The organism is Actinomadura macra NBRC 14102 (assembly GCF_001552215.1).
In the GTDB taxonomy this organism is placed as follows: domain Bacteria; phylum Actinomycetota; class Actinomycetes; order Streptosporangiales; family Streptosporangiaceae; genus Spirillospora; species Spirillospora macra.
On sequence record NZ_BCQT01000002.1, the window covers coordinates 448,996 to 468,743 of the forward strand.

The window sequence follows — 19,748 nt, forward strand, 5'->3', positions numbered from 1 at the left end:
CGATTGTCCCAGGTCGGCCGACCGGAGTTCGGGCCGGGGCGGGATGCTTTACGAAGTCGCGTTCAAGGCGATGTCGGTGCGGTGATGGGCGCCCCGCAGACCGATCTTGGCGACGGCCTCGTAGGCGGCCTCGCGGGCGCCGGCCACGTCCGGCCCGGAGCCCACCACATCGAGGACGCGCCCCCCGCCCGCGACGAGGCGCCCCTCCGCGTCCCGTGCGGTGCCCGCGTGCAGGACGTAGGCGCCCTCGACCGCGTCCGCCTCGTCCAGGCCGGTGATCTCGTCGCCCTTGACCGGCGCGGACGGGTACCCCTCCGCGGCCACCACGACGGTGACGGCGGCCCCCGGACGCCACTCCGGCCGCAGATCGGGGTCGAGCCCGCCGATCGCGCAGGACTGAAGGAGCGTCCCGAGCGGCGTGGCGAGCCTGTCCAGGATGACCTGGACCTCCGGGTCACCGAACCGGGCGTTGAACTCGATCACCCGGACGCCCCGGGACGTCAGCGCCAGCCCCGCGTACAGCACGCCGACGTACGGGGTCTCGCGGCGGCGCAGCTCGTCCACGACGGGCTGCACGACCGTGGACATGATCTCGTCCACGAGGCCGGGCGGCGCCCAGAGCAGCGGCGTGTAGGCGCCCATCCCGCCCGTGTTGGGGCCCTCGCCGCCGTCGTAGGCCCGTTTGAAGTCCTGCGCGGGCAGCAGCGGTACGGCGTGCTGCCCGTCGCACAGCGCGAACAGCGACACCTCCGGACCGTCCAGGAACTCCTCGATGACGACCCGCTCGCAGGCCGCGGCATGCGCGGCCGCGGCGGCGCGGTCCTCGGTCACCACGACGCCCTTCCCCGCCGCGAGCCCGTCGTCCTTCACCACATAGGGCGGGCCGAACGCCTCCAGCGCCGCCTCTGCCTGCGCGGTCGTCTCGCACACGTGCGCCGCCGCCGTCGGCACCCCCGCCGCCGCCATGATCTCCTTGGCGAACGCCTTAGAACCCTCGATGCGCGCGGCGGCGCGATCGGGCCCGAAACACGGGATCCCGACGGCGCGGACGGCGTCACCGACCCCCGCCACGAGCACCGCCTCCGGGCCCACCACGACCAACTCGATCCCGAGCCGTCCTGCCAGCTCGGTCACGGCGGTGGGATCGGTGGGATCGAGCTGGTGGTTGTCCGCGATCTCGGCCGTGCCCGGATTGCCCGGGGCGCAGTGGAGGGCGGTGACGGCAGGGTCACGATGCAGGGCGCGGGCGAGCGCGTGCTCGCGGCCACCCGATCCAAGGACGAGTACTCGCACGTCACGCGAGCTTAGTGCGCCCCGCTCCCGAAACGTCCCGCGGACGGCCTCCGGTGACGATGAGGCGGCCGTCACACATGCCCCAGGTGAACCTTCCCGAGGGCGGCGGCGTCTTAAATGTCGGCTGGTAAGCTGCGACGGGCTTGACGCCCCGCTGTCGAGGCGCGTGAAAGGAGGTGGTCGGGATGATTCCTGGTGATCCTTGCAGTTCGCCGGAGAACCCTCATAGTCCGGACAGGACTGTCCATCCGTCCGCCTCCATGCGTCCGGCCGTCGCCTCCGCGCGCTCCCTTCGCTGACAAGCAGGGTCGAGCGCGCGATACGTGCGTGGCCGGAGGGTTAGGAGCACCTCATGGCCATGACACGAGTTCGTCCCAGCCGCGCGTTGTTCAAGACGCGCGGCCGCCCCACCGGAGTGCCGGTACAGAGCCGCGACTCCGCCGTCATCGACTGGGCCGCCTACATCGACGGCCACCGCGTCTCCACGGCCACCGTCGGCGACGCCGTCCGCCTCATCCGGGACGGCAGGCTCACCGCCGACGGCGACTCCGCCGGCTTCGTCTGGGTCGGCCTGCACGAGCCGTCCGCGACCGAGCTCACCGAGCTGGCCGAGGTCTTCGGCCTCCACCCGCTCGCCGTCGAGGACGCCATCCACGCCCACCAGCGCCCCAAGCTCGAACGCTACGACGACGTCCACTTTGTCGTCATGAAGACCGTCGGCTACGTCGCCAGCGGCTCCGGCGGCGCCGAGGTCGTCGAGACCGGCGAGATCATGATCTTCTGTGGCCCGGACTTCGTCGTCACCGTCCGGCACGGCGCCCACGGCGAGCTCGGCTCCGTCCGCGAACACCTCGAAGACGACCCCGCCCGGCTCGCGAAGGGCCCCGCGGCCGTCCTGCACGCCGTCGCCGACCGCGTGGTCGACGGCTACGTCTGCGTGGCCGACGCCGTCCAGGAGGACATCGACGAGGTGGAGGAGGCCGTCTTCTCTCCCGAACGCACCGACGAATCGCGCCGCATCTACCGCCTCAAGCGCGAGGTCATCCAGCTCAAGCGCGCCGTCGGCCCCCTCGCGGGCCCCCTGCGCAACCTCTCGGGCCGCCGCTTCGTCCCCACCGAGATCAAGGAATACCTGCGCGACGTCGAAGACCACCTCACCCGCGTTCGCGAGCAGGTCGAGTCCTACGACGAGCTCCTCAACCCGATCCTGCAAGCCCACATGACCCAGGTGACCGTCGCCGACAACCAGGACATGCGCAGGATCTCCGCCTGGGGTGCCCTCTTCATGGTCCCCACCGCCATCGCCGGCGTCTACGGCATGAACTTCGACTTCATGCCCGAAACCGAATGGCGCTACGGCTATCCCATGATCCTCGGTTTCATCGCCCTGGCCTGCTTCTCCCTCTACCGAGGCTTCCGCCGCAACGGCTGGTTGTAGTTCTTGGGGGAGCACCCAGCCCCCCGGCTGCTCGCCCTCCTCCTCACTCGCAGAGCTCGCTCCGCGTGCCTGTCCCGTAACCCTCGGGAACGGGAGACGACGGCTGGGTCAGCGTTGTAGCCACTCGTCGAGGAGCGTGGCCTCAGCCTTGCTGAGAGTCCCCACGAGGACCTGGCAGAGGCCGCGGCCCTCGACCTGTCCGAAGACGCCCGCCCTCGACGGGATCACGCCACCGCTGACGGCTCCCTACACGCTGGACTTCGGCGACGTGGCGGAAATCCTCAGCCGCATCACTGGCCGGACCAACCCCACGCTGGAAGTCACCATCGGCCACCCCACAACTACCGTCCACCAGGTCTTGGGGGCCACCTTGCGCCCCCGGTAGTCCGCTCTAGGACTCGCTGTCCTGCCCGTTGCGGGCATGTGAGGCGCCGGACCTCGGGAACCTCGCATCAGTGGCCTTGCGCCACGACTCCGCGATGTTCAGTCCACCGCCGGCCGGCGGCCACCATAGCCTCAAGCCACGACTCGTTGGGATACCGGTCCGCCCGCCGTCGGTACATGCGCAGATTCGCGGCAGCGAACGCATCGATCGCGCGAGGGTCGGCATCTGCCCACGCCACGCATCCGGCGGCCAGCGTCTCGGCCGCCAAGGCAGTGTGCCCGGCGGCGATAAGTTGGAAGACGAGCAGGGCCGCGTCGATAAAGGCCGCACCGCGTGTCGGCCAAGACCAGTCCACCACCCACGTCCGTCCGGCCCCAATGATCAGGTTGGACTGGTTGATGTCGGTGTGCAGGAGGCTGTCGCCCTGGAACATGGCGGCTTCAGCATTGCCGGCGGTGAACCGATCCCATCGTGTTTCGGGCCAGTCTCGGGCCACCTCGGGCAGAGGCAGGCCTCCGATCCGGTTCAGGAGGTCGATCACCGCAGGCAGGTCCCGCGAGTCTGGGGTGAAGTCCGCCGGCCGCCCCTCGATCACTTCGAACCCGATCGCCAGCCACGCCTCGTCCTCGACCCGCCACAACACCGTTGGGGAGAGGGGGACGACGTGCGGATTGATCGACTCTTCCCGGATCAGGGAGTCACGCCGCCCACCGGGCCGGTTTCGGAACGCCTTGACGAAGAACGGCCCTTTTTCGCACTCGACCAACGCAGTGACGTCGGAGCTGTTTCCGGCCTCGGATGGGCGAATGTTGGTCACTTCGCCTGTTTGCTGTTGGAGTAACGCGACGAATTCAGGTCCGGGAAGCCGCACAGAACTACCTCAATTCCTTGGGCTGCACCCACTACCCGGGAAACCCGGGGTGCATTCGTCGTCCTCGTCCGGCCCGCCGGTCATCGCCTGAATGATGGCCTTCGCGTGTGACATGGTGACACCGCCGAGGATATCGGCGAGGGACTCCTCCTGGACCTTGCCCACGCCCATCCATCCCGACATGACGCAGGGGGACACGGTGCCGTCCGGGCCGATCGCTGCGCGCCCGAAGCCACATCCCCCGCAGAGACGGGCGGGATCGGGCTCTTGATCGGCGGCGGCCCGTCCGAAGGGCCGGGTGCTGTCCACACGGATGTCGCGAACGCCGAGAACCTCCAGATCCCGACGTGCCGCGTCAATGCGCTGTGCATCCCTGGTGGCGATGATTCCCACACGGAGCGGGATGCCCAGCTTGACCGACTTGATGATGTTCTCGCGTGTCCGTTGGTGGCTCGGTCGCCCGGTGACGGTTTTGTGTTCGTCGGGCTGATCTGAGTAGTACGAGGTGCGCAGTGAGACACCGTCGCGCTGGAACAGTTCCCACCACACTCCAGGGACGCTGACCAGATTGGTGAACACTTCGGCCCGCAGGCCCAGGGAGAGTGCGTACTCCACTAGTTCGACGGCATGCGGGTGCAAGGTCGGTTCTCCGCCGATGAACTGGACGCCGCCCACTCCGCAGCATGTGGCCTGATCGAGGACACTGATCCAATCGTCCCGCGTCATGGTGCCGTGCGTGCCCTCCGGTCCCGATGAGTTATAGCAGTGACCGCATTGGAGTTGGCACTTTCGGGTCAGATCAAGCCAGAGGAAACGAGTGGCCGCCCGCTCGCTGATCTCCGTCGCTGTGATCAATGCGTGGTCTCCTTATTCTGATCACAGTTTCTGTGGCACTAATCGACGCTACGGCTTGAGTGGCCAGGTGCATAGGCGTGTGAGCATGGTGTTCCTGTGAAGTGATGTATTTGCTGTCCAAGAATGTGGAATTTTCGCTACAAAGCGACCATTGTGCTTGGTTGTCTCAGCTCCGGACAGGAGGGGATGTCGTGTCGGGGTTGGACGTGACGCCGTGCTTGCTGCGGGACGCGCATATGCGGCGTCCTGGCGGCGGGCCCCGCAGATCGCGTGTGCGCGCAGTTCCGGACATGCCTGGCGTGCGAAACCTCGGACCGCACGGAATTCGGCTGACTATCGGCTAGTGCGCGGCTTTGTTCGCGGGGTGGGGGCGCGGTCGGGGTAGTCGGTGACCAGGGCGTCCACGCCGTATTTGGTCAGGCGGGACATGTCCTCGGGGTCGTTGACCGTCCAGGCGACCACCGGGAGGGCCAGGGCGTGGGCGTCCTCGACCAGGCCCGGGGTGATCAGGGTGTGGTCGGGGGACAGGGCTGTCGCTCCCGCTGCCACGGCGGCGGCTATCGGGTCGGCGGGGTCCTGGCCGGCCAGCCAGGGGGTGCCGGGAGCGAGGGTCTTACGCTCGATCAGCGCTACTCGGCCGACCATGGGGTGGTGGCGGCGGGCCTCGGTCAGGACGCGCCAGTCGAAGGCCAGGAGGCGGCTGCGCAGGGTCAGACCGGCGGATTCCAGGACGGCTGCGACGGCCGAGGTGAAACGGGCGACGTCCTCGTCGGGCCAGGTGGGGTCGGTTTTCAGCTCGACGGCGAGCCGGACGTCGGACGGGGCGAGGAGGGCGCAGGCCTCGGCGAGCGTGGGGATCGGGGTGCCGGGCATGGGGAATTGCGTCGCCGTGAAGGCGTCGTCGGAATGCCGGACGCCGGCGTCCAGGGTCTTCAGCTGCGCCAGCGTCAGGTCCCTGATCGGCTTGCCGACGTAGGGGAACGCGGGGTCGCCCGAGTGGACTGGGGCCGTGTCGGTGAGGGTCACCGGGGAGAGGAGCTGGTCGTGGCAGAGGACGACCACACCGTCGGCGGTGATGCCCACGTCCAGCTCGATGGCGTCCACGCCCAGTTCCAGGGCGTGGACGAAGCCGGGCAGGGTGTTCTCCGGGCGGAGGCCACGCGCGCCGCGGTGACCGTGGACCTCAGGGGCGGACACGGCACCGCACGTTACCTCTCGTGGCCGAACGTCCGGTGGATGAAGGGTGAAAACGCCTGGTCAGGTGGCGGATACGCGCGCTTGGAGCAGGCAGAACTCGTTGCCCTCTGGGTCGGCGAGGACATGCCAGGGTTCTTCGCCTGTCTGGCCGATGTCGGCGAACCGTGCTCCCGCGGCCAGGAGGCGTTCGAGCTCGGTGTCCTGGTCGCGGTCGGTCGCGTTGATATCGAAGTGCAGGGGCAACTTGCCGTTCTTCGGCTCGTGTGCCTTGCTCAACACCAGGGTGAGCTGGAGACCGCCGGTTCCTGGTGGGGGACCGATCTCGATGTCCTCGCCATCTCGCAGCAGGATCACGAAGCCCAGCACCTCGCACCAGAATGCGGCGAGGCGCTCCGGGTCACGACAGTCCAGCACGAGTTCGGTGATGCGGCTTGCCACGGCCTCTCCCTATGATCGTGAGACTTGGCGCGCGGCGCTAGATGAGGGGGCGCAGCGAGAGTGTCTGGTCGCGGCCGGGGCCGACGCCGATCGCGGAGATCTGCGCGCCGGACATCTCCTCCAGCGCCCGGACGTACGCCTGCGCGTTCTTCGGCAGGTCGTCGAACGTCTTGGCGCTGGTGATGTCCTCCTGCCAGCCGTCCAGGTACTCCAGGATGGGCTTGGCGTGGTGGAACTCGGTCTGCGTGGTCGGCAGTTCCTCGACCCGGTGCCCGTCGATCTCGTAGGCGACGCAGACGGGGACGCGCTCCAGGCCGGACAGGACGTCCAGTTTGGTGAGGAAGTAGTCGGTGATGCCGTTCACCCGGGTGGCGTAGCGGGCGATGACGGCGTCGAACCAGCCGCAGCGGCGGTCGCGGCCGGTGGTCACGCCGTACTCGCCGCCGGTCGTGCGCAGGAACTCGCCCCACTCGTCGAGCAGTTCGGTGGGGAACGGGCCGGAGCCGACGCGGGTCGTGTACGCCTTCAGGATGCCGATCACGCGGGTGATCCTGGTGGGGCCGATACCGGAGCCCGCGCAGGCGCCGCCGGCGGTGGGGCTGGAGGAGGTCACGAACGGGTAGGTGCCGTGGTCGATGTCCAGGAGGGTGCCCTGGGCGCCCTCCAGCAGGATGACCTTGTCGTCCTCCAGTGCCTGGTTCAGGACGAGCGTGGTGTCGGCGACGAACGGCTTGAGGCGCTCGCCGTAGGCCAGGTACTCCTGGACGATCGGGCCGGTCTCGATGCGGCGCCGGTTGTAGACCTTCGTCAGGACCTGGTTCTTCTCGCGCAGCGACAGGTCGAGCTTCTGGGTGAGGATGTTCGGGTCGAACAGGTCCTGGACCCGGACGCCCATCCGGTTGATCTTGTCGGCGTAGGCGGGGCCGATGCCGCGGCCGGTCGTCCCGATCCGGGCCTTGCCCAGGTACCGTTCGGTGACCTTGTCCAGGGCCCGGTGGTGGGGCATGATCAGGTGCGCGTTCGCCGAGATCAGCAGGCGTTCGCAGCCGATCCCGCGGTCCCGCAGGCCGTCGATCTCCTGGAGCAGTACGGCCGGGTCGATCACCACGCCGTTGCCGATCACCGGGACGACGTCGGGTGACAGGACCCCGGACGGCAGCAGGTGCAGTGCGTAGCTCTTCTCGCCGATGACCACGGTGTGGCCGGCGTTGTTGCCACCTTGGTAGCGGACGACGTAGTCGACGCTCCCGCCCAGCAGGTCGGTGGCCTTGCCCTTGCCCTCATCTCCCCATTGGGCTCCGACAAGAACGATGGCCGGCATGCGGCTGTTTCCTTCCCACGACGAAGGCCCCTGGTCGCTGCAAGAGCGAAGGGGCCTCTTGCGATCAAATCGTACCCGTACCGGGCCGACAAGGAAACCGGAGCGGTGCTCACCCGCTGGTCACGGCCGCGTGGCGCGGTGCGGCCAGTAGTTCTCGGCGAAGAGCCTGGCCACCAGCTCGCCTCGGCTGGACACGCGTGTCTTGGCGAACACCGTCTTGACGTGGTCGCGGACGGTGTGCGGCGAGATCATCAGCGCGGCGGCGATGCCGCCGGTGGACAGCCCGCGCGCGATGAGCTGGGTGATCTCCAGCTCCCGGGCGGAGAGCCCGTAGGTCTCGGCGATGATCGGCGCCATGTCGGAGCTGGCGGCGGGCTGGACGATCACCGCGACGTGGCCGCCGGAGGGGCCGTCCAGGCAGGACGCGTGGCAGACGAGCCACTGGCCTTCGCGGGTGCGGATCCGCACGCGGGCGGCCCCGCGGTCGTGTCCGGCGGCGACGGCGCGCGCCTGGGCGGCGGTGCCGGCGAGCCAGATCGGCAGCGGCGGACCGAGCGGAGAGGGGGCGGACGGCCCGTCCGGCAGCAGCGCGAGGTAGTGGCGCGCCTCGTCGTTCATCGAGATCGGCGTGCCGGACGGGTCGAAAAGGATCAGGCCCGGATCCTGCCCCTGTACGGATCCGGGAGCACTGACGGGGCGGGTGAGCTCGCGCAGCCGCGCGGCCAGGGGTGCGGACAGGCTCGCGACGAGGGAGACCTCGTCCGGCCCGAACGGCCCCCGTCCTTCGTCGCGGAACAGGCTGACCACGCCCCACGGACGTCCACCCACGCGCAGGACGGCGCGCAGCTCGTCCCCCACTCCCCGGCGCGCGAGGAGCTTGCGGTACTGGGCGCTGCGCGCGGGCAGGTCGTCGGTGCTCGCGCGCAGCCCGGCGGCGGGGACGGCGGCGCGCGCCAGCTCGCGGTAGGGGATGACGCTCTCCTCCAGCAGCGCGCATTCCCAGTAGGCGAAGCATTCCTCGCCCCGTCCGAGGTTCTCCACCCGCATCGGCGCGGTGACGAGTCCCGTGTCCGGGTCGGTCGCGGACCAGGCCGCCGCCTGGTACCCCACCAGGCGGCGCAGCCGCGCGGACGTGCCTCTGAAGAGGTCGGAGGCGTCGTGTGCGTGCTTCGCCCGGTCGAGGATCGTTCGCCGTTCCCGCTGGTCGATCACCCGTCCAGGCTGCCTCGCGTCCGGCGCGGCCTGACCCCCTCACATGGGGGATTCCGGGCTGGGAGAACCCCGCGCCGAAGGGATGGGACGCGCGTGGGCGGCCGACGACGCTGACGCCATGAACATTGCGATCATCGGGGCCGGTGCCGCCGCCGTCGGGCTGCTGGACGCACTGGACCCCGCCCTTGTGGAGACCGTCACCGTGTTCGACCCCGCGCCGCTGCCGTGGCGTGGTCGCCCGTACCGGCCCGACCTGGCGTCCGTCCTCGTCAACGCCCCTCCGGAGATCATGTCGATCCGGGCCGGTGACCGGGACCATTACGCGGGTTGGCTCGACGAGAATGTTCCGGGCGCCTACCTCGACGAACGGCTCGGACGGCCCGTCCCACCCCGCGCCGTCTACGGGGAGTACCTGGCGGAGACAGCGGAGACGGCCCTCGCCCGTTTCCCCGCCGCGAGGCTGGTTCAGGAGGCCGTCACCGGGATCTCGCTGGGCGAGCGGCCGGTGGTGGAGACCGCAGGCGCCCGCTACACAGCCGACCAGGTCGTCCTCTGCGTGGGCGGCGGCACTCCCCGCGACCTCTACGGCCTGACGGGCGTTCCCGGCTTCGTGGCCGATCCGTACCCGCTGGAACAGACCCTCGCGACGATCCCGTCCGGCCAGGACGTGATCGTTCTCGGCAGCGGCCTGACCGCCGTCGACATCGTCGTCTCGCTCGCCGCGCGCGGGCACACCGGAAGGATCAGCCTGGCGTCGCGCAGCGGTGCGCTTCCGTACGTCTGGCAACGCCCGGTCGAGACGGAGATCAAACACCTGACGGCCGACCGGCTGCGGGGCCCGGTCACGCTCGGCACCCTGTCCGACCTGATCCGCCGGGAACTGGCGGAACACCACGAGGACTGGGACGACCTGGCCGCCGCCATCGCCATGCCGCCGGACCCCGTGACGGCCCTGCGCGAACAACTCGCCCTGGTGGACGCGCCGCTGCGGGGCCGCCGGATCCTTCAGGAGACGGCGCACACGCTGGGCCCCGCCGTCTGGCGGCTCCTTCCCGAACCCGACCGGCGGCGGCTGCGCGAGGACCATTTCCGGACGATCACGGGCCTGGCCTCGCCCATGATCCCGGGGAACGCCGCCGTCCTGCTGGAACTGCTGGACGCCGGCGCCCTGGAACTGCTCTCCGGAATGACCGGGATCGAGGCCGGTTTCCGCCTCGGCCACGCCACCGGGACCCGCGCCGCCGACGTCGTGATCAACGCCGTCAACCCGCCGCCGCACGCGATCCCCCAGCGCGCCGAGCCGCTCGTCACGTCCCTGCTCGCGCAGGGCGCGTCCCGGCACCTCGACGGCGGTCTCACCGTCGACACCGGGCATCTCGTCGTCGCCGGACGCGCTGACCCGCGCCTGCACGTGGTGGGTGACCTCGCCGGCGGCGGTCCCTTCATCACTTCGGGCATTGCCGGCGTGGCCGCCCAGGCCCACCGGACGGCGCGCTCCATCCAAGACCGGTCGGGGGATGAGTCCCCTGACCGGTCTCGGATGAGCGTGGCACTGCGCGACGCCTGAGGTCGGCTCAGGTCAGGCGCCGAGCTCGTCGGCCGCCGCGGGGCTGCTGTCGCGCAGGAAGGACGTGCCCCTGCCGGCGTCGGGCGCCGGGCCGCCTGCCGGGCCCGGCGCCGTGGCCAGGGAACGGCTGCCGGAGCGGGTGAACAGGCAGAACGCGACGGTGACGGCGCTGACCGCGGCCAGGAACGTCCAGGCGGCGGCGTATCCGGGGCCGTCCACGATGTGCCCGAACGCCCAGGGCAGGACGAACCCGCCGACGGCCGAAATGGTGAGCATGAGCCCGATGGCGGTGCCGATGTTCTCCGGCGCGAGACCCTTCATGCCGCCCGGGACGGTCTGCCAGACCGCGAAGACGAAGTTGAACATGAACCCGACACCGAACGCGGGGATCCAGAACGTGTGCGGGCCGGACAGCGGGATGCAGGCCAGCGCCACCGCCTCCAGGACGGCGCCGGCGGCGAACAGGGTCCGCGGGCTCAGGTAGCGGTCGGCGAGCCAGCCCGCGGCGATGCTGCCGGGGACGCCGGCGATGCCGATGAGGAAGGCGGCCGCGCCCACCTGGTCGCCGGGAATGTGCCGGTCGTCGCCGTAGCCCGAGATCAGCTGGGAGGCGCCGAGGTAGGAGCCGTACGCGCCGAAGAACGCCAGGCCGTACAGCCAGATGTCCTTGTTGAACAGGGCCTGCTGGAGGCCGGCGCGGGTCAGGTGGGCGCCGGCGAGGGGACCGGCGTCGCGCGGCACCCGGAAGAACAGCGCGCTGACCGCGGCGACCACGAGGCACAGCACGCCGCCGATGACGATCGACGTCCGCCAGGAGGTGGCGTCGGTGAGGTCGGCGAAGGCGTACAGGCCGAGCGCGGTGCCGACGCTGAAGGCGGCCGAGGAGATGCCGAGCGCGAGGGCGTGCTGGTGGTCGCGGAACCAGATGCTGACAGCGGCGATGCCGACCGCGGCGAAGACGGACGCGCCGACGCCCGCGACGGCGCGCCACAGCACCAGTTGCGCGAAGGACGTCGACGTCGCCGACAGCAGCGATCCCGCCGCCTCGATCGCGAGACCGAGCGCGAGCGTCCGGCGCAGGCCCCACTTGGTGGCGAGCAGGCCGCCGGGGATGTGCAGGATGCCGTACGCGGCGACGAACACCGAGATGAGGAACGCCACGTCCGGGATCGGCTTGTCGAACTCCTTCCCGATCGCGGGGAAGCCGGTGGAGATGTCGAACCAGTTGATGGTCATGGCGATGAATCCGGCGGAGACGATCGCGAGCATGACCCATCGGGTGGCCGGCGGGTCGTTTTCGGGCATGGTGGGACCTGGGTCGCGCATGGTGGGCTCCTTGCGGGGACGGAACGGCAGGTGAGCGGTTGGGAAGCCTGAGGCCGGCCGGCTCCGTCAGGACGTCCGCGTAAGGGGAGCGGTGGAGTGCAGGAACACCTCGGCGTCGTCCCGGTCCGGGACCGCCTGCGTCCTCACCGGCGGTGGGTGTCCGCCATGCGGTGCGGTGTCCTGCAAAGAGGATGACGTGGTCAGCCCTGGACGAGGTGACCGCGGATCTCGGCGGCGACCTTGTCGGGGACGTCGAGGGTCGGGAAGTGCGTCGGGCCGCCGAGCACGTGGTAGTCGAACCACGGGTGCCCGGCGCGGAACTCGATCTGCGCGCGCTCGTACTCGGGGTCGGTGGGCTGGGAGAACAGGTGCTTGACCGGACGGGGTTCGGTGAGGCCGGCCATCCGCTGGAGCGGGGAGCCGAACTCGGCGTAGGCGCCCGCGATGACCCGGCAGGAGCGGGCCCACATCTCGAACCCGAACCCGGACATCTCCTCGTCCAGGTGGCGCCGCACACGCTCGTGGTCCCGGCCGTTCAGCCACACCTCGTACAGGTTCCGCCTGCCCTCGATCCAGCGGGCCGGGTCCTGGATGGCGGCGAGCCCGGCGGCGAACTCCGGAGCCGGGGGAGTCATCAACCAGTCGGCGACGAGGATCCGCGGCACGCGCGCGGTGCCGACACGCTCGGCGATCTCCAGGAGCGCCCAGCCTCCGTGCGAGTGGGACAGCGGGAGGAAACGGTCGACGCCGAGGGCGTCCAGGACGGCGATGGTGTCGGCGGCCTGCTCGCGGTAGCCGAAGTCGGCGACCGGGGTGCGGTCCTCGCCGTGCCCGCGCCAGTCGACGCACAGAACGCGCAGATCGTCGCTCAGGAACGGAACGAGTTGGTCGAAGAGCCGATGGTCGTGGCACCAGCCGCTCAGGAGCACGACGGTGGGCGCCCCCCGCGGCCCCTGGTCCTGGTAGCTGATCGGGTTGCCGTCGATCCAGAGGGTCTTCAGGTCGGTGTGGGTCATGCCTTCCTCTCAGTGGCCGCCGGCGAACCGGCCCGCGCCGGTCGGGACCGTCAGTGCCGCCCGCAGCCGGGACGCGCCGAGACGCGGCAGGTACCTGCTGCCCTTCAGCAGGGACGCGCGGGCGGCGTCGGGAACGTAGTTGAGCCGGCCGAGCCGGTGGGACCAGCGCTGGGTGTGCTCGACCGTCGGCCGTTCGGCGTACTCCCAGTCGCGGAGCAACTGGTCGACGGGGGCGGCGGAGCCGCTGAGGGCGTCGGCCAGGCCGAGGGCGCTCATCATCGCGCAGCCGCCGCCCTGCCCGAGGTAGGGCGGCTGCGCGTGCGCGGCGTCGCCGAGGAACGCCAGCCTGCCCATGGACCAGCGGGTGAGGGTGAGGAACTGGAAGGTGTCCCAGCGCCCCGGGAGCCCGGCGCATGCGCTCAGCAGGGTCTCCAGATGGGGGAACGAGCGGATCCACGCCGCGGTGTCGACCGGTATGCGGCTCGCCGCCCGGTCCCGCTCGTCGGCGACGAGGGCGACGTACAGGCTGCTCTCGCTGCTGGGCGTGTACAGGACGCGGCGCCGTCCACTGAAGTACTCGATGTACTTGCCCTGATCCTGTTCAGCCACGAACCCGGACGAGCGAGGCACCGTGAGCCGCGTCGCGCCCTGCCTCGCCTGGGCGCGGTGGGCCACGATGTCGTACTGGCCGCGGATCCGGGAGTTCACCCCGTCCGCGGCGAGCACGACGTCGGCGCGGGACGCCTCACCGGAACGCGTGATGACGCGGCCGTCGGGGCTCGCCTCGACGACCTCCGAGCCGGTGCGGATGTCCACCCCGGCCTTCTCGGCGCCGCCGATGAGCGTGCTGATCAGGTGATCCCGCATGATGGTGAGCACGCGCGCCTGGCCGGGCCCGTTGATGGGCACCTCCTCGACGACGCGGTCGCGGTGGTCGCGGGTCTCCAGCACCGGGCCGACGTGCGCGTTGAACGCGGCCTCCTCGTACAGGCCCAATGCCTCCAGCGTGGCCAGGCCGTTGCCCCACACGTAGATGCCGGCGCCGATCGCGCGGATCTCGGTGTCGCGCTCGTGCAGGCGCACCGACCAGCCACGCTGAGCCAGCGCGGTCGCGGCGGTGAGCCCGGCCAGCCCGGCCCCGATCACTTCCGCGGTCTTCCTCGGCTGCACGGTCGTTTCCTCCCGGTCGGGTGATGCGGCATCAGGTGTGGTGTGATGCAGACCATCTTGTGACCAGGGCTCATACCTGACTAATGCTTCTTTCGCAGAAGGGCATAACGAGACGGCTATACGTCTCGTTATGCCCTTCAGCCACTTCGACCCAGATCGCCGATCCTGACCGGCTTCTGCGCGCTAGAAGACTCGCCGACGCTCCAGAGCGGGATCGGACCTCAGGCGCCGAGCTCGTCGGCCGCCGTGGCGCTGCTGTCGCGCAGGAACGTCTTGCACCGCTCGGCCTCGTCGTCCTCGCCGATCGCGGCGGCGGCCCGGCCGAGGGCGTGCAGGGCCCGCAGGAAGCCCCGGTTCGGCTCGTGCTCCCACGGTACGGGCCCCTGCCCCCTCCAACCGGCCCGGCGCAGCTGGTCGAGGCCCCGGTGGTAGCCGGTGCGCGCGAACGCGTAGGAGTCGATGACACCGCCCCTGGCGAAGGCACGGTCGGCCAGCTCGGCCCACGCCCCCGGGTGATCCGGGTGACGCGCGGCCACCTCGAACGGGTCCACGCCGTTCGCCAGGGCCTCGCGGGCCTCTGCGTTGTCCGGCAGTTCGGTCGGAGGCAGGCCGCCGAGCAGGTTCTGGGTCATGCGGGTCATCGTAAGTCGACGTGGCCCGTCCGCATCAACCCGGGTGGCATGCGTGGTCACGGCATGGGCAGCGGCAACCGGAACCGCGTGGCGCCCTCCGCGGTCCGGGACGTCGCCGTGGGCCACGCGTCGCGGACGGCGAGAACCACCTCCCGGTTGGTCTGGATGACGTCCGCGCGGAACTCGGTGATCCCCCGCCGTCCGGCCAGCCCGGCGAGGTCGGCCACCAGCCGCCCCCCGATTCCGCACCGCTGCCAGGGATCGGCGACCAGCACGGCGATCTCCGCCCGCCACGTCGATTGATCGTCCCGGACGTACTCGGCGATCCCGATGATCTCGCCCGCCAGCAACGCGACCATGGCCTCCCGGTCCCAGTGGTCGAGCCGGTCCATCGCCCGGACGTAGTGATCGGGGATGCGCGGCGTCCCCGAGAAGAACCGCAGATAGAGGCTGTTCCTGGACAGATGCCTCGACATTCGCCGCAGCCGCTCCCGGTCCCCCACCCCGTACGGCCGGACCCGCACGTCCTCCAGGGTGGGCACCCCAGGCCACCCAGAAACCGGCGAAACGACCCGAGCAGCCCCGCGAACATCGAGTTGCGTCATGCAACCCATTGCACCGCACAAAGTTGCGTGAAGCAACTGGAGTTTCATGCCTGGCAGGCTTGGGGGCCACACCTGCCGTGCTGGCTGGGGTCAGAGTCCTGGGCCGGGGCGGGGTTCTACGTCGCTGGGGCCTAGGTGTGCGTCGCAGGTGTCGCAGGTGAAGCGGGGGGTGAGGATGCCGGGGCAGCCCTGGTGGCCTATGAGCAGGGGTGGGCCGTCGGGGGCGTAGTGGCGGTCCCCCCACATCAGGAGGGTCATCATGGCGGGCCACAGTTCGACGCCCTTGCGGGTGAGGCGGTATTCGAAGCGTTCGGGGCGGTCCTGGTAGGGGACGCGGCGCATGATGCCCTCGTCGCACAGGCGGGAGAGGCGTTCGGTCAGGACGTTGCGGGCCACGCCCAGGGCGTCCTGGAAGTCGTCGAAGCGCCGGATGCCCTCGAAGGCGCTGCGGATCACGAGCAGGGTCCAGCGGTCGCCCACGACCTCCAGGGAGCGGGCGATCGAGCAGTTCTGTGACTCGTACGTGCGGGGCAGTGCCACGCCTTCGAGGTTACCGGAGTCCTGTCATGAAACGCGGGGCCCGAACCGCAGGTCCGGGCCCCGCGGGGTCACTTCAGCCTCTTGCCGGCCGACAGCAGGTGCTCGCTGGCCTCGGTGACGCGCGCCGCCATCGCGGCCTCGGCGGCCTTGCCCCAGGAGCGCGGGTCGTACTGCTTCTTGTTGCCGACCTCGCCGTCGACCTTCAGCACCCCGTCGTAGTTACGGAACATGTGGTCGGCGATCGGACGGGTGAACGCGTACTGGGTGTCGGTGTCGACGTTCATCTTGATCACGCCGTAGGAGACGGCCTCCCGGATCTCTTCCAGGCTGGAGCCGGAGCCGCCGTGGAACACCAGGTCGAACGGCTTCTCCTTGCCGTACTTGGAGCCGACCGCGTCCTGGATCTCCTTCAGGACCTCCGGGCGGAGCTTGACGGAACCGGGCTTGTAGACGCCGTGGACGTTCCCGAACGTCGCGGCGAGGATGTAGCGGCCCTTCTCGCCGACGCCGACGGCCTCGGCGGTGGCGATGGCGTCGCCGGGCGTGGTGTAGAGCTTCTCGTTGATCTCGTTGGCGACGCCGTCCTCCTCGCCGCCGACGACGCCGATCTCCATCTCCATGATGATGCGGGCCTTGGCGCACTCTTCAAGGAGGCCCGTGGCGATCTGCAGGTTCTCCTCCAGCGGCACGGCGGAGCCGTCCCACATGTGGGACTGGAACAGGGGCTCCTCGCCGCGCGCCACCCGCTCCTGGGAAATCTTGATCAGCGGGCGCATGAAGCCGTCGAGCTTGTCCTTGGGACAGTGGTCGGTGTGCAGGGCGATGTTCACCGGGTACTTGGCGGCGACGACGCGGGCGTACTCGGCCAGCGCGGTGGAGCCGGTGACCATGTCCTTCACCGTGGAGCCGGAAAGGTACTCGGCGCCTCCGGTGGACACCTGGACTATCCCGTCGCTCTCCGCCTCGGCGAAGCCGCGCAGCGCGGCGTTCAGCGTCTGGCTGGACGTCACGTTGATGGCGGGATAGGCGAAGCCGTCCTGCTTCGCTCGGTCGAGCATCTCCGCGTAGACCTCGGGCGTTGCGATGGGCATTGTCAGCGTCCTTTCGTACGCAGCGGTGCCGCCGGGCATCCGGCCGGGCGGTAGCACCCGTCGACCGCGTACCCAGGTGAGCGCCCTGGTCACGCGGTCCGGGCAGGGCATGCCGTCCACGGTCAGTATTTCGTTGCGAGAGTCGCCCACTCCACAGGGGGGCGCCGCATCGGCCAGTCTCCTGTCCCTGGATTGCTCGCCTCTGCGGAAGCACCAGTATCTCGGATTCCCGTGCGTACGCCAGCCTGCTGCTCAGGGGTGTCCGGACGGCGCGTCAGGTGCGGTTTCCCACCTATTCGCAGCGTCAGGACGGGTACGCTCGCTGTGTGGATCTCACGACCCTTCCCCTTGACATCACCGAGTGGCTGCACCCGACCGCCTGGTTGCAGCTGTTCGGCACGTTCGCGACGATCGGCGTCCTCGCGATCATCTTCGCGGAGACCGGACTGCTGATCGGCTGCATCCTGCCGGGCGACTCGCTGCTGTTCACGGCGGGGATCCTCACGGCGGTCTCGACCGTCAACGGGCAGGAATTCCAGCCGCTGTCGCTGCCCTGGCTGCTGATCGGCGGCCCGATCGCCGCGATCACCGGCGCGCAGCTCGGGCACTGGCTCGGCGCGCGCTATGGCCGCAGACTCTTCGAACGACCCGATTCCAAGATCTTCCGGCAGGAGTGGGTGGAGAAGGCCGAGTACTACTTCAACCGGTTCGGCCCGGCCAGGGCGGTCGTCCTGGCGCGGTTCATCCCCATCGTGCGGACGTTCCTGAACCCGCTCGCCGGGATGCTCGGCATGGACACCCGCAAGTTCTTCATCTGGAACGTCGTCGGCGGCGTCATCTGGACGGACGCCCTGTTCCTGCTCGGCCACTTCCTCGGCTCCGAGGTGCCCGACGTCGAGCGCTACATCCTGCCCGGCGTCGCCGTGATCCTGATCCTGTCGGTCATCCCCATCGTGCGCGAGATCATGAAGGGTCGCGGATCCTCGCACAAGGGGGCAAAGCACAACGGTACGAATAAGAATGGCTCTGAAGAGTCACGTCCGTCGCTCAGCGGTGACAGTTATCGCTAACCTCCCCATGTGGGACGTCATCGGTCGGACCCTCGTGGTCTCGCGCGCATACTGATCGCGGCCGTAGCCGTGGTCGCCGCACTGACTCTGCTCGTCGTCGGCGGCACGGCTCTGGTGAACGCGGTCTCTGGCGATCCCGATCCCGATCCGACGACCGTCTCCCCGACACCGGGGGAGGGCGGGCAGAACAAGGCAGGTCCGAGCCGGACGCCGACTTCCGCGTCGGCGGTGCTGCCGCTCGTGATCACGGTGACCGGGCCGGCCACCGCCGTGGTCGTCCGGGTGGCCGACACCGGTGAGGTACTCACCCAGGGCACCCTGTCCACCGGCGATATCCGCAAGTACGAGGAAACGCCCCTCCAGGTCGTCGCCACCAACGGCGGTTCGCTGCGGGTCGTGATCTACGGCAGGCAGCAGCCGGCGAAGCCGGCCGGCCAGCGCGGCCAATGGTTCGTGGCGGCGAGGGGCTGAGCCACCCGGAACTCCCCCACGAACCTGTCAGCCGAGGCCCAGATCGGTGACGTCGAACGGGTGGCGGTACTCCAGACCCTCCGCGGCGATGCGTCCGGCGGCGCCGCGTTCCAGGATCGTGGCGACCGCGACCACCTCGGCGCCGGCCTCGCGGAGCGCCTCGACGGCGGTCAGCACCGAGCCGCCGGTGGTGGAGGTGTCCTCCACGGCGAGGACGCGGCGTCCGGTCACGTCCGGGCCCTCGATGCGCCGCTGAAGCCCGTGCGCCTTGCCCGCCTTCCGGACGACGAACGCGTCCAGCTTCCGTCCGCGTGCGGCGGCCGCGTGGAGCATGGCGGCGGCGACCGGGTCGGCGCCGAGGGTGAGCCCGCCGACGGCGTCGTAGGCCAGGTCGGCGGTCTCGTCCAGCATCACCCGGCCGACGAGCGGCGCGACCGTCCCGTCCAGCGTCACCCGGCGCAGGTCCACATACCAGGACGCGCGCTTGCCGGAGGAGAGCACGAAGTCGCCGTGGACGACGGCCTTGTCCTTGATTGCGTTCAGCAGCTCATCACGATCGGTCACGGAAGGAACCCTATTCACCCTGCCCGGCGCCCGTGCACGCGCTCCGCCCGATACGGTTTCCGGAGGCGACGCGGCGGCGGGCCGCCTCGCGCACGGTGGTCGAGGCGGTGAGGACGTGACGCCCGGTTCCCTCGTCCTGCTGCACGCCCCGAACGCCACGTCCGCGTCCTGGGGCGACCTTCCGGAGATGCTGCGCTCCTACGGCCTGGACGTGATCGCCCCGGACGTACCGGACGGCACCGGAGCCCGCTATGTCGCCCACGTCTCTCTGATCATCAGCGCGACCGACCCGGTGGTCCCGCTCGTCCTGATCGCGCACGGCGCGGCGGGGCCGCTGCTGCCCGCCATCGCGCTGGCGCAGCGCGCGGCGCACCGTCCGGTGGGCGGTTACGTGTTCCTGGACGCGGACCTGCCGCGCCCCCTGCGCGCCCATGACCACGACCACGACGCCCCGCGGGACGAGGGCCGGGTCCCGATACCCCCCGACTGGCCGGAGGCCCCCTGCGGCTATCTCCGCACCCATGCCGACCGCATCGGGGCGTCGGAGGGCGCGTCGCGGCACGGTCAGATGGTCAGGGAGGCCCGGCTGCGCGGCTGGCCGGTCATCGAGCACGAACCTCCGGCGGCGGTCGCCCAGGCACTCGGCGAGCTGGTCGCGACCCTGTGACGTGCGGGGACGTGCGGGG

General features: G+C 70.2%; 20 protein-coding genes. 5 read left to right on the forward strand and 15 right to left on the reverse strand.

The window, feature by feature from the left end; genetic code table 11:
* Positions 1 to 48: 48 nt before the first annotated feature.
* Positions 49 to 1,293 (reverse strand): phosphoribosylamine--glycine ligase, encoded by a 1,245-nt coding sequence (gene purD, locus AMA02S_RS03335; protein WP_067451247.1) that lies wholly within the window; start codon positions 1,291 to 1,293, stop codon positions 49 to 51.
* A gap of 358 nt (positions 1,294 to 1,651) precedes the next feature.
* On the opposite strand from purD, the gene AMA02S_RS03340 reads away from it, so the two are divergent.
* On the forward strand, positions 1,652 to 2,731 hold the full coding sequence (locus AMA02S_RS03340; protein ID WP_245667328.1) for a magnesium and cobalt transport protein CorA: 1,080 nt from the start codon (positions 1,652 to 1,654) through the stop codon (positions 2,729 to 2,731).
* A gap of 452 nt (positions 2,732 to 3,183) precedes the next feature.
* Here AMA02S_RS03340 and AMA02S_RS03350 read toward each other — a convergent pair whose 3' ends face one another.
* The 6 genes from AMA02S_RS03350 to AMA02S_RS03375 all read right to left on the reverse strand — a co-directional run bounded on the left by AMA02S_RS03350 (position 3,184) and on the right by AMA02S_RS03375 (position 9,010).
* Positions 3,184 to 3,933 carry a protein kinase gene (locus AMA02S_RS03350; protein WP_245667329.1) on the reverse strand — a complete coding sequence of 250 codons (750 nt, stop codon included), beginning with the start codon at positions 3,931 to 3,933 and terminating at the stop codon, positions 3,184 to 3,186.
* A gap of 63 nt (positions 3,934 to 3,996) precedes the next feature.
* Positions 3,997 to 4,842, reverse strand: coding sequence for a radical SAM/SPASM domain-containing protein (locus tag AMA02S_RS03355; RefSeq protein WP_067451260.1), 846 nt, complete (start codon positions 4,840 to 4,842; stop codon positions 3,997 to 3,999).
* A gap of 333 nt (positions 4,843 to 5,175) precedes the next feature.
* The gene (locus tag AMA02S_RS03360; protein WP_067451263.1) at positions 5,176 to 6,039 is read right to left on the reverse strand and encodes a glycerophosphodiester phosphodiesterase family protein; all 864 of its coding nucleotides are present in this window, start codon (positions 6,037 to 6,039) and stop codon (positions 5,176 to 5,178) included.
* Positions 6,040 to 6,099: 60 nt separating this feature from the next.
* Positions 6,100 to 6,477, reverse strand: coding sequence for a VOC family protein (locus AMA02S_RS03365; protein WP_067451266.1), 378 nt, complete (start codon positions 6,475 to 6,477; stop codon positions 6,100 to 6,102).
* A 37-nt stretch (positions 6,478 to 6,514) separates the two neighbouring features.
* Positions 6,515 to 7,798 carry an adenylosuccinate synthase gene (locus AMA02S_RS03370; protein WP_067451269.1) on the reverse strand — a complete coding sequence of 428 codons (1,284 nt, stop codon included), beginning with the start codon at positions 7,796 to 7,798 and terminating at the stop codon, positions 6,515 to 6,517.
* 120 nt (positions 7,799 to 7,918) lie between these two features.
* Positions 7,919 to 9,010, reverse strand: coding sequence for a response regulator transcription factor (locus AMA02S_RS03375; RefSeq protein ID WP_218004824.1), 1,092 nt, complete (start codon positions 9,008 to 9,010; stop codon positions 7,919 to 7,921).
* A gap of 118 nt (positions 9,011 to 9,128) precedes the next feature.
* Here AMA02S_RS03375 and AMA02S_RS03380 point away from each other — a divergent pair, with 118 nt between their 5' ends.
* On the forward strand, positions 9,129 to 10,577 hold the full coding sequence (locus AMA02S_RS03380) for an FAD/NAD(P)-binding protein (RefSeq protein ID WP_084264534.1): 1,449 nt from the start codon (positions 9,129 to 9,131) through the stop codon (positions 10,575 to 10,577).
* Positions 10,578 to 10,589: 12 nt separating this feature from the next.
* On the opposite strand, the gene AMA02S_RS03385 is transcribed toward AMA02S_RS03380, so the two are convergent.
* From AMA02S_RS03385 to fbaA, 7 genes are all read right to left on the reverse strand, one after another.
* The gene (locus AMA02S_RS03385; protein ID WP_084264486.1) at positions 10,590 to 11,903 is read right to left on the reverse strand and encodes an MFS transporter; all 1,314 of its coding nucleotides are present in this window, start codon (positions 11,901 to 11,903) and stop codon (positions 10,590 to 10,592) included.
* 200 nt (positions 11,904 to 12,103) lie between these two features.
* Positions 12,104 to 12,919, reverse strand: coding sequence for an alpha/beta fold hydrolase (locus tag AMA02S_RS03390; protein WP_084264488.1), 816 nt, complete (start codon positions 12,917 to 12,919; stop codon positions 12,104 to 12,106).
* Positions 12,920 to 12,928: 9 nt separating this feature from the next.
* Entirely contained in the window at positions 12,929 to 14,089 is a 1,161-nt protein-coding gene (locus tag AMA02S_RS03395) for an FAD-dependent oxidoreductase (protein ID WP_067451275.1), read from the reverse strand.
* A gap of 221 nt (positions 14,090 to 14,310) precedes the next feature.
* On the reverse strand, positions 14,311 to 14,730 hold the full coding sequence (locus tag AMA02S_RS03400; protein ID WP_067451278.1) for a DUF3151 domain-containing protein: 420 nt from the start codon (positions 14,728 to 14,730) through the stop codon (positions 14,311 to 14,313).
* Positions 14,731 to 14,777: 47 nt separating this feature from the next.
* Positions 14,778 to 15,263, reverse strand: a complete 486-nt coding sequence (locus AMA02S_RS03405) for a GNAT family N-acetyltransferase (RefSeq protein ID WP_067451281.1) — start codon at positions 15,261 to 15,263, stop codon at positions 14,778 to 14,780.
* A 153-nt stretch (positions 15,264 to 15,416) separates the two neighbouring features.
* Positions 15,417 to 15,866: a winged helix-turn-helix transcriptional regulator gene (locus AMA02S_RS03410; protein WP_067451284.1), complete on the reverse strand. Its 450-nt coding sequence runs from the start codon at positions 15,864 to 15,866 to the stop codon at positions 15,417 to 15,419.
* Positions 15,867 to 15,934: 68 nt separating this feature from the next.
* Positions 15,935 to 16,957 (reverse strand): class II fructose-bisphosphate aldolase, encoded by a 1,023-nt coding sequence (gene fbaA, locus AMA02S_RS03415; protein WP_067451287.1) that lies wholly within the window; start codon positions 16,955 to 16,957, stop codon positions 15,935 to 15,937.
* A 326-nt stretch (positions 16,958 to 17,283) separates the two neighbouring features.
* Here fbaA and AMA02S_RS03420 point away from each other — a divergent pair, with 326 nt between their 5' ends.
* Together AMA02S_RS03420 and AMA02S_RS03425 are read left to right on the forward strand one after the other, a co-directional pair.
* Positions 17,284 to 18,027: a DedA family protein gene (locus AMA02S_RS03420; RefSeq protein WP_067451290.1), complete on the forward strand. Its 744-nt coding sequence runs from the start codon at positions 17,284 to 17,286 to the stop codon at positions 18,025 to 18,027.
* A gap of 9 nt (positions 18,028 to 18,036) precedes the next feature.
* Positions 18,037 to 18,498: a hypothetical protein gene (locus AMA02S_RS03425; RefSeq protein WP_067451293.1), complete on the forward strand. Its 462-nt coding sequence runs from the start codon at positions 18,037 to 18,039 to the stop codon at positions 18,496 to 18,498.
* A 27-nt stretch (positions 18,499 to 18,525) separates the two neighbouring features.
* Here the strand turns inward: AMA02S_RS03425 and pyrE are convergent, their stop codons facing one another.
* A complete protein-coding gene (gene pyrE, locus AMA02S_RS03430) occupies positions 18,526 to 19,062 on the reverse strand; it encodes an orotate phosphoribosyltransferase (RefSeq protein WP_067451296.1) in 537 nt (178 codons plus the stop codon).
* Between the two features lie 115 nt (positions 19,063 to 19,177).
* On the opposite strand from pyrE, the gene AMA02S_RS03435 reads away from it, so the two are divergent.
* Entirely contained in the window at positions 19,178 to 19,729 is a 552-nt protein-coding gene (locus tag AMA02S_RS03435) for a lipase family protein (RefSeq protein WP_067451299.1), read from the forward strand.
* Positions 19,730 to 19,748 lie beyond the last annotated feature (19 nt).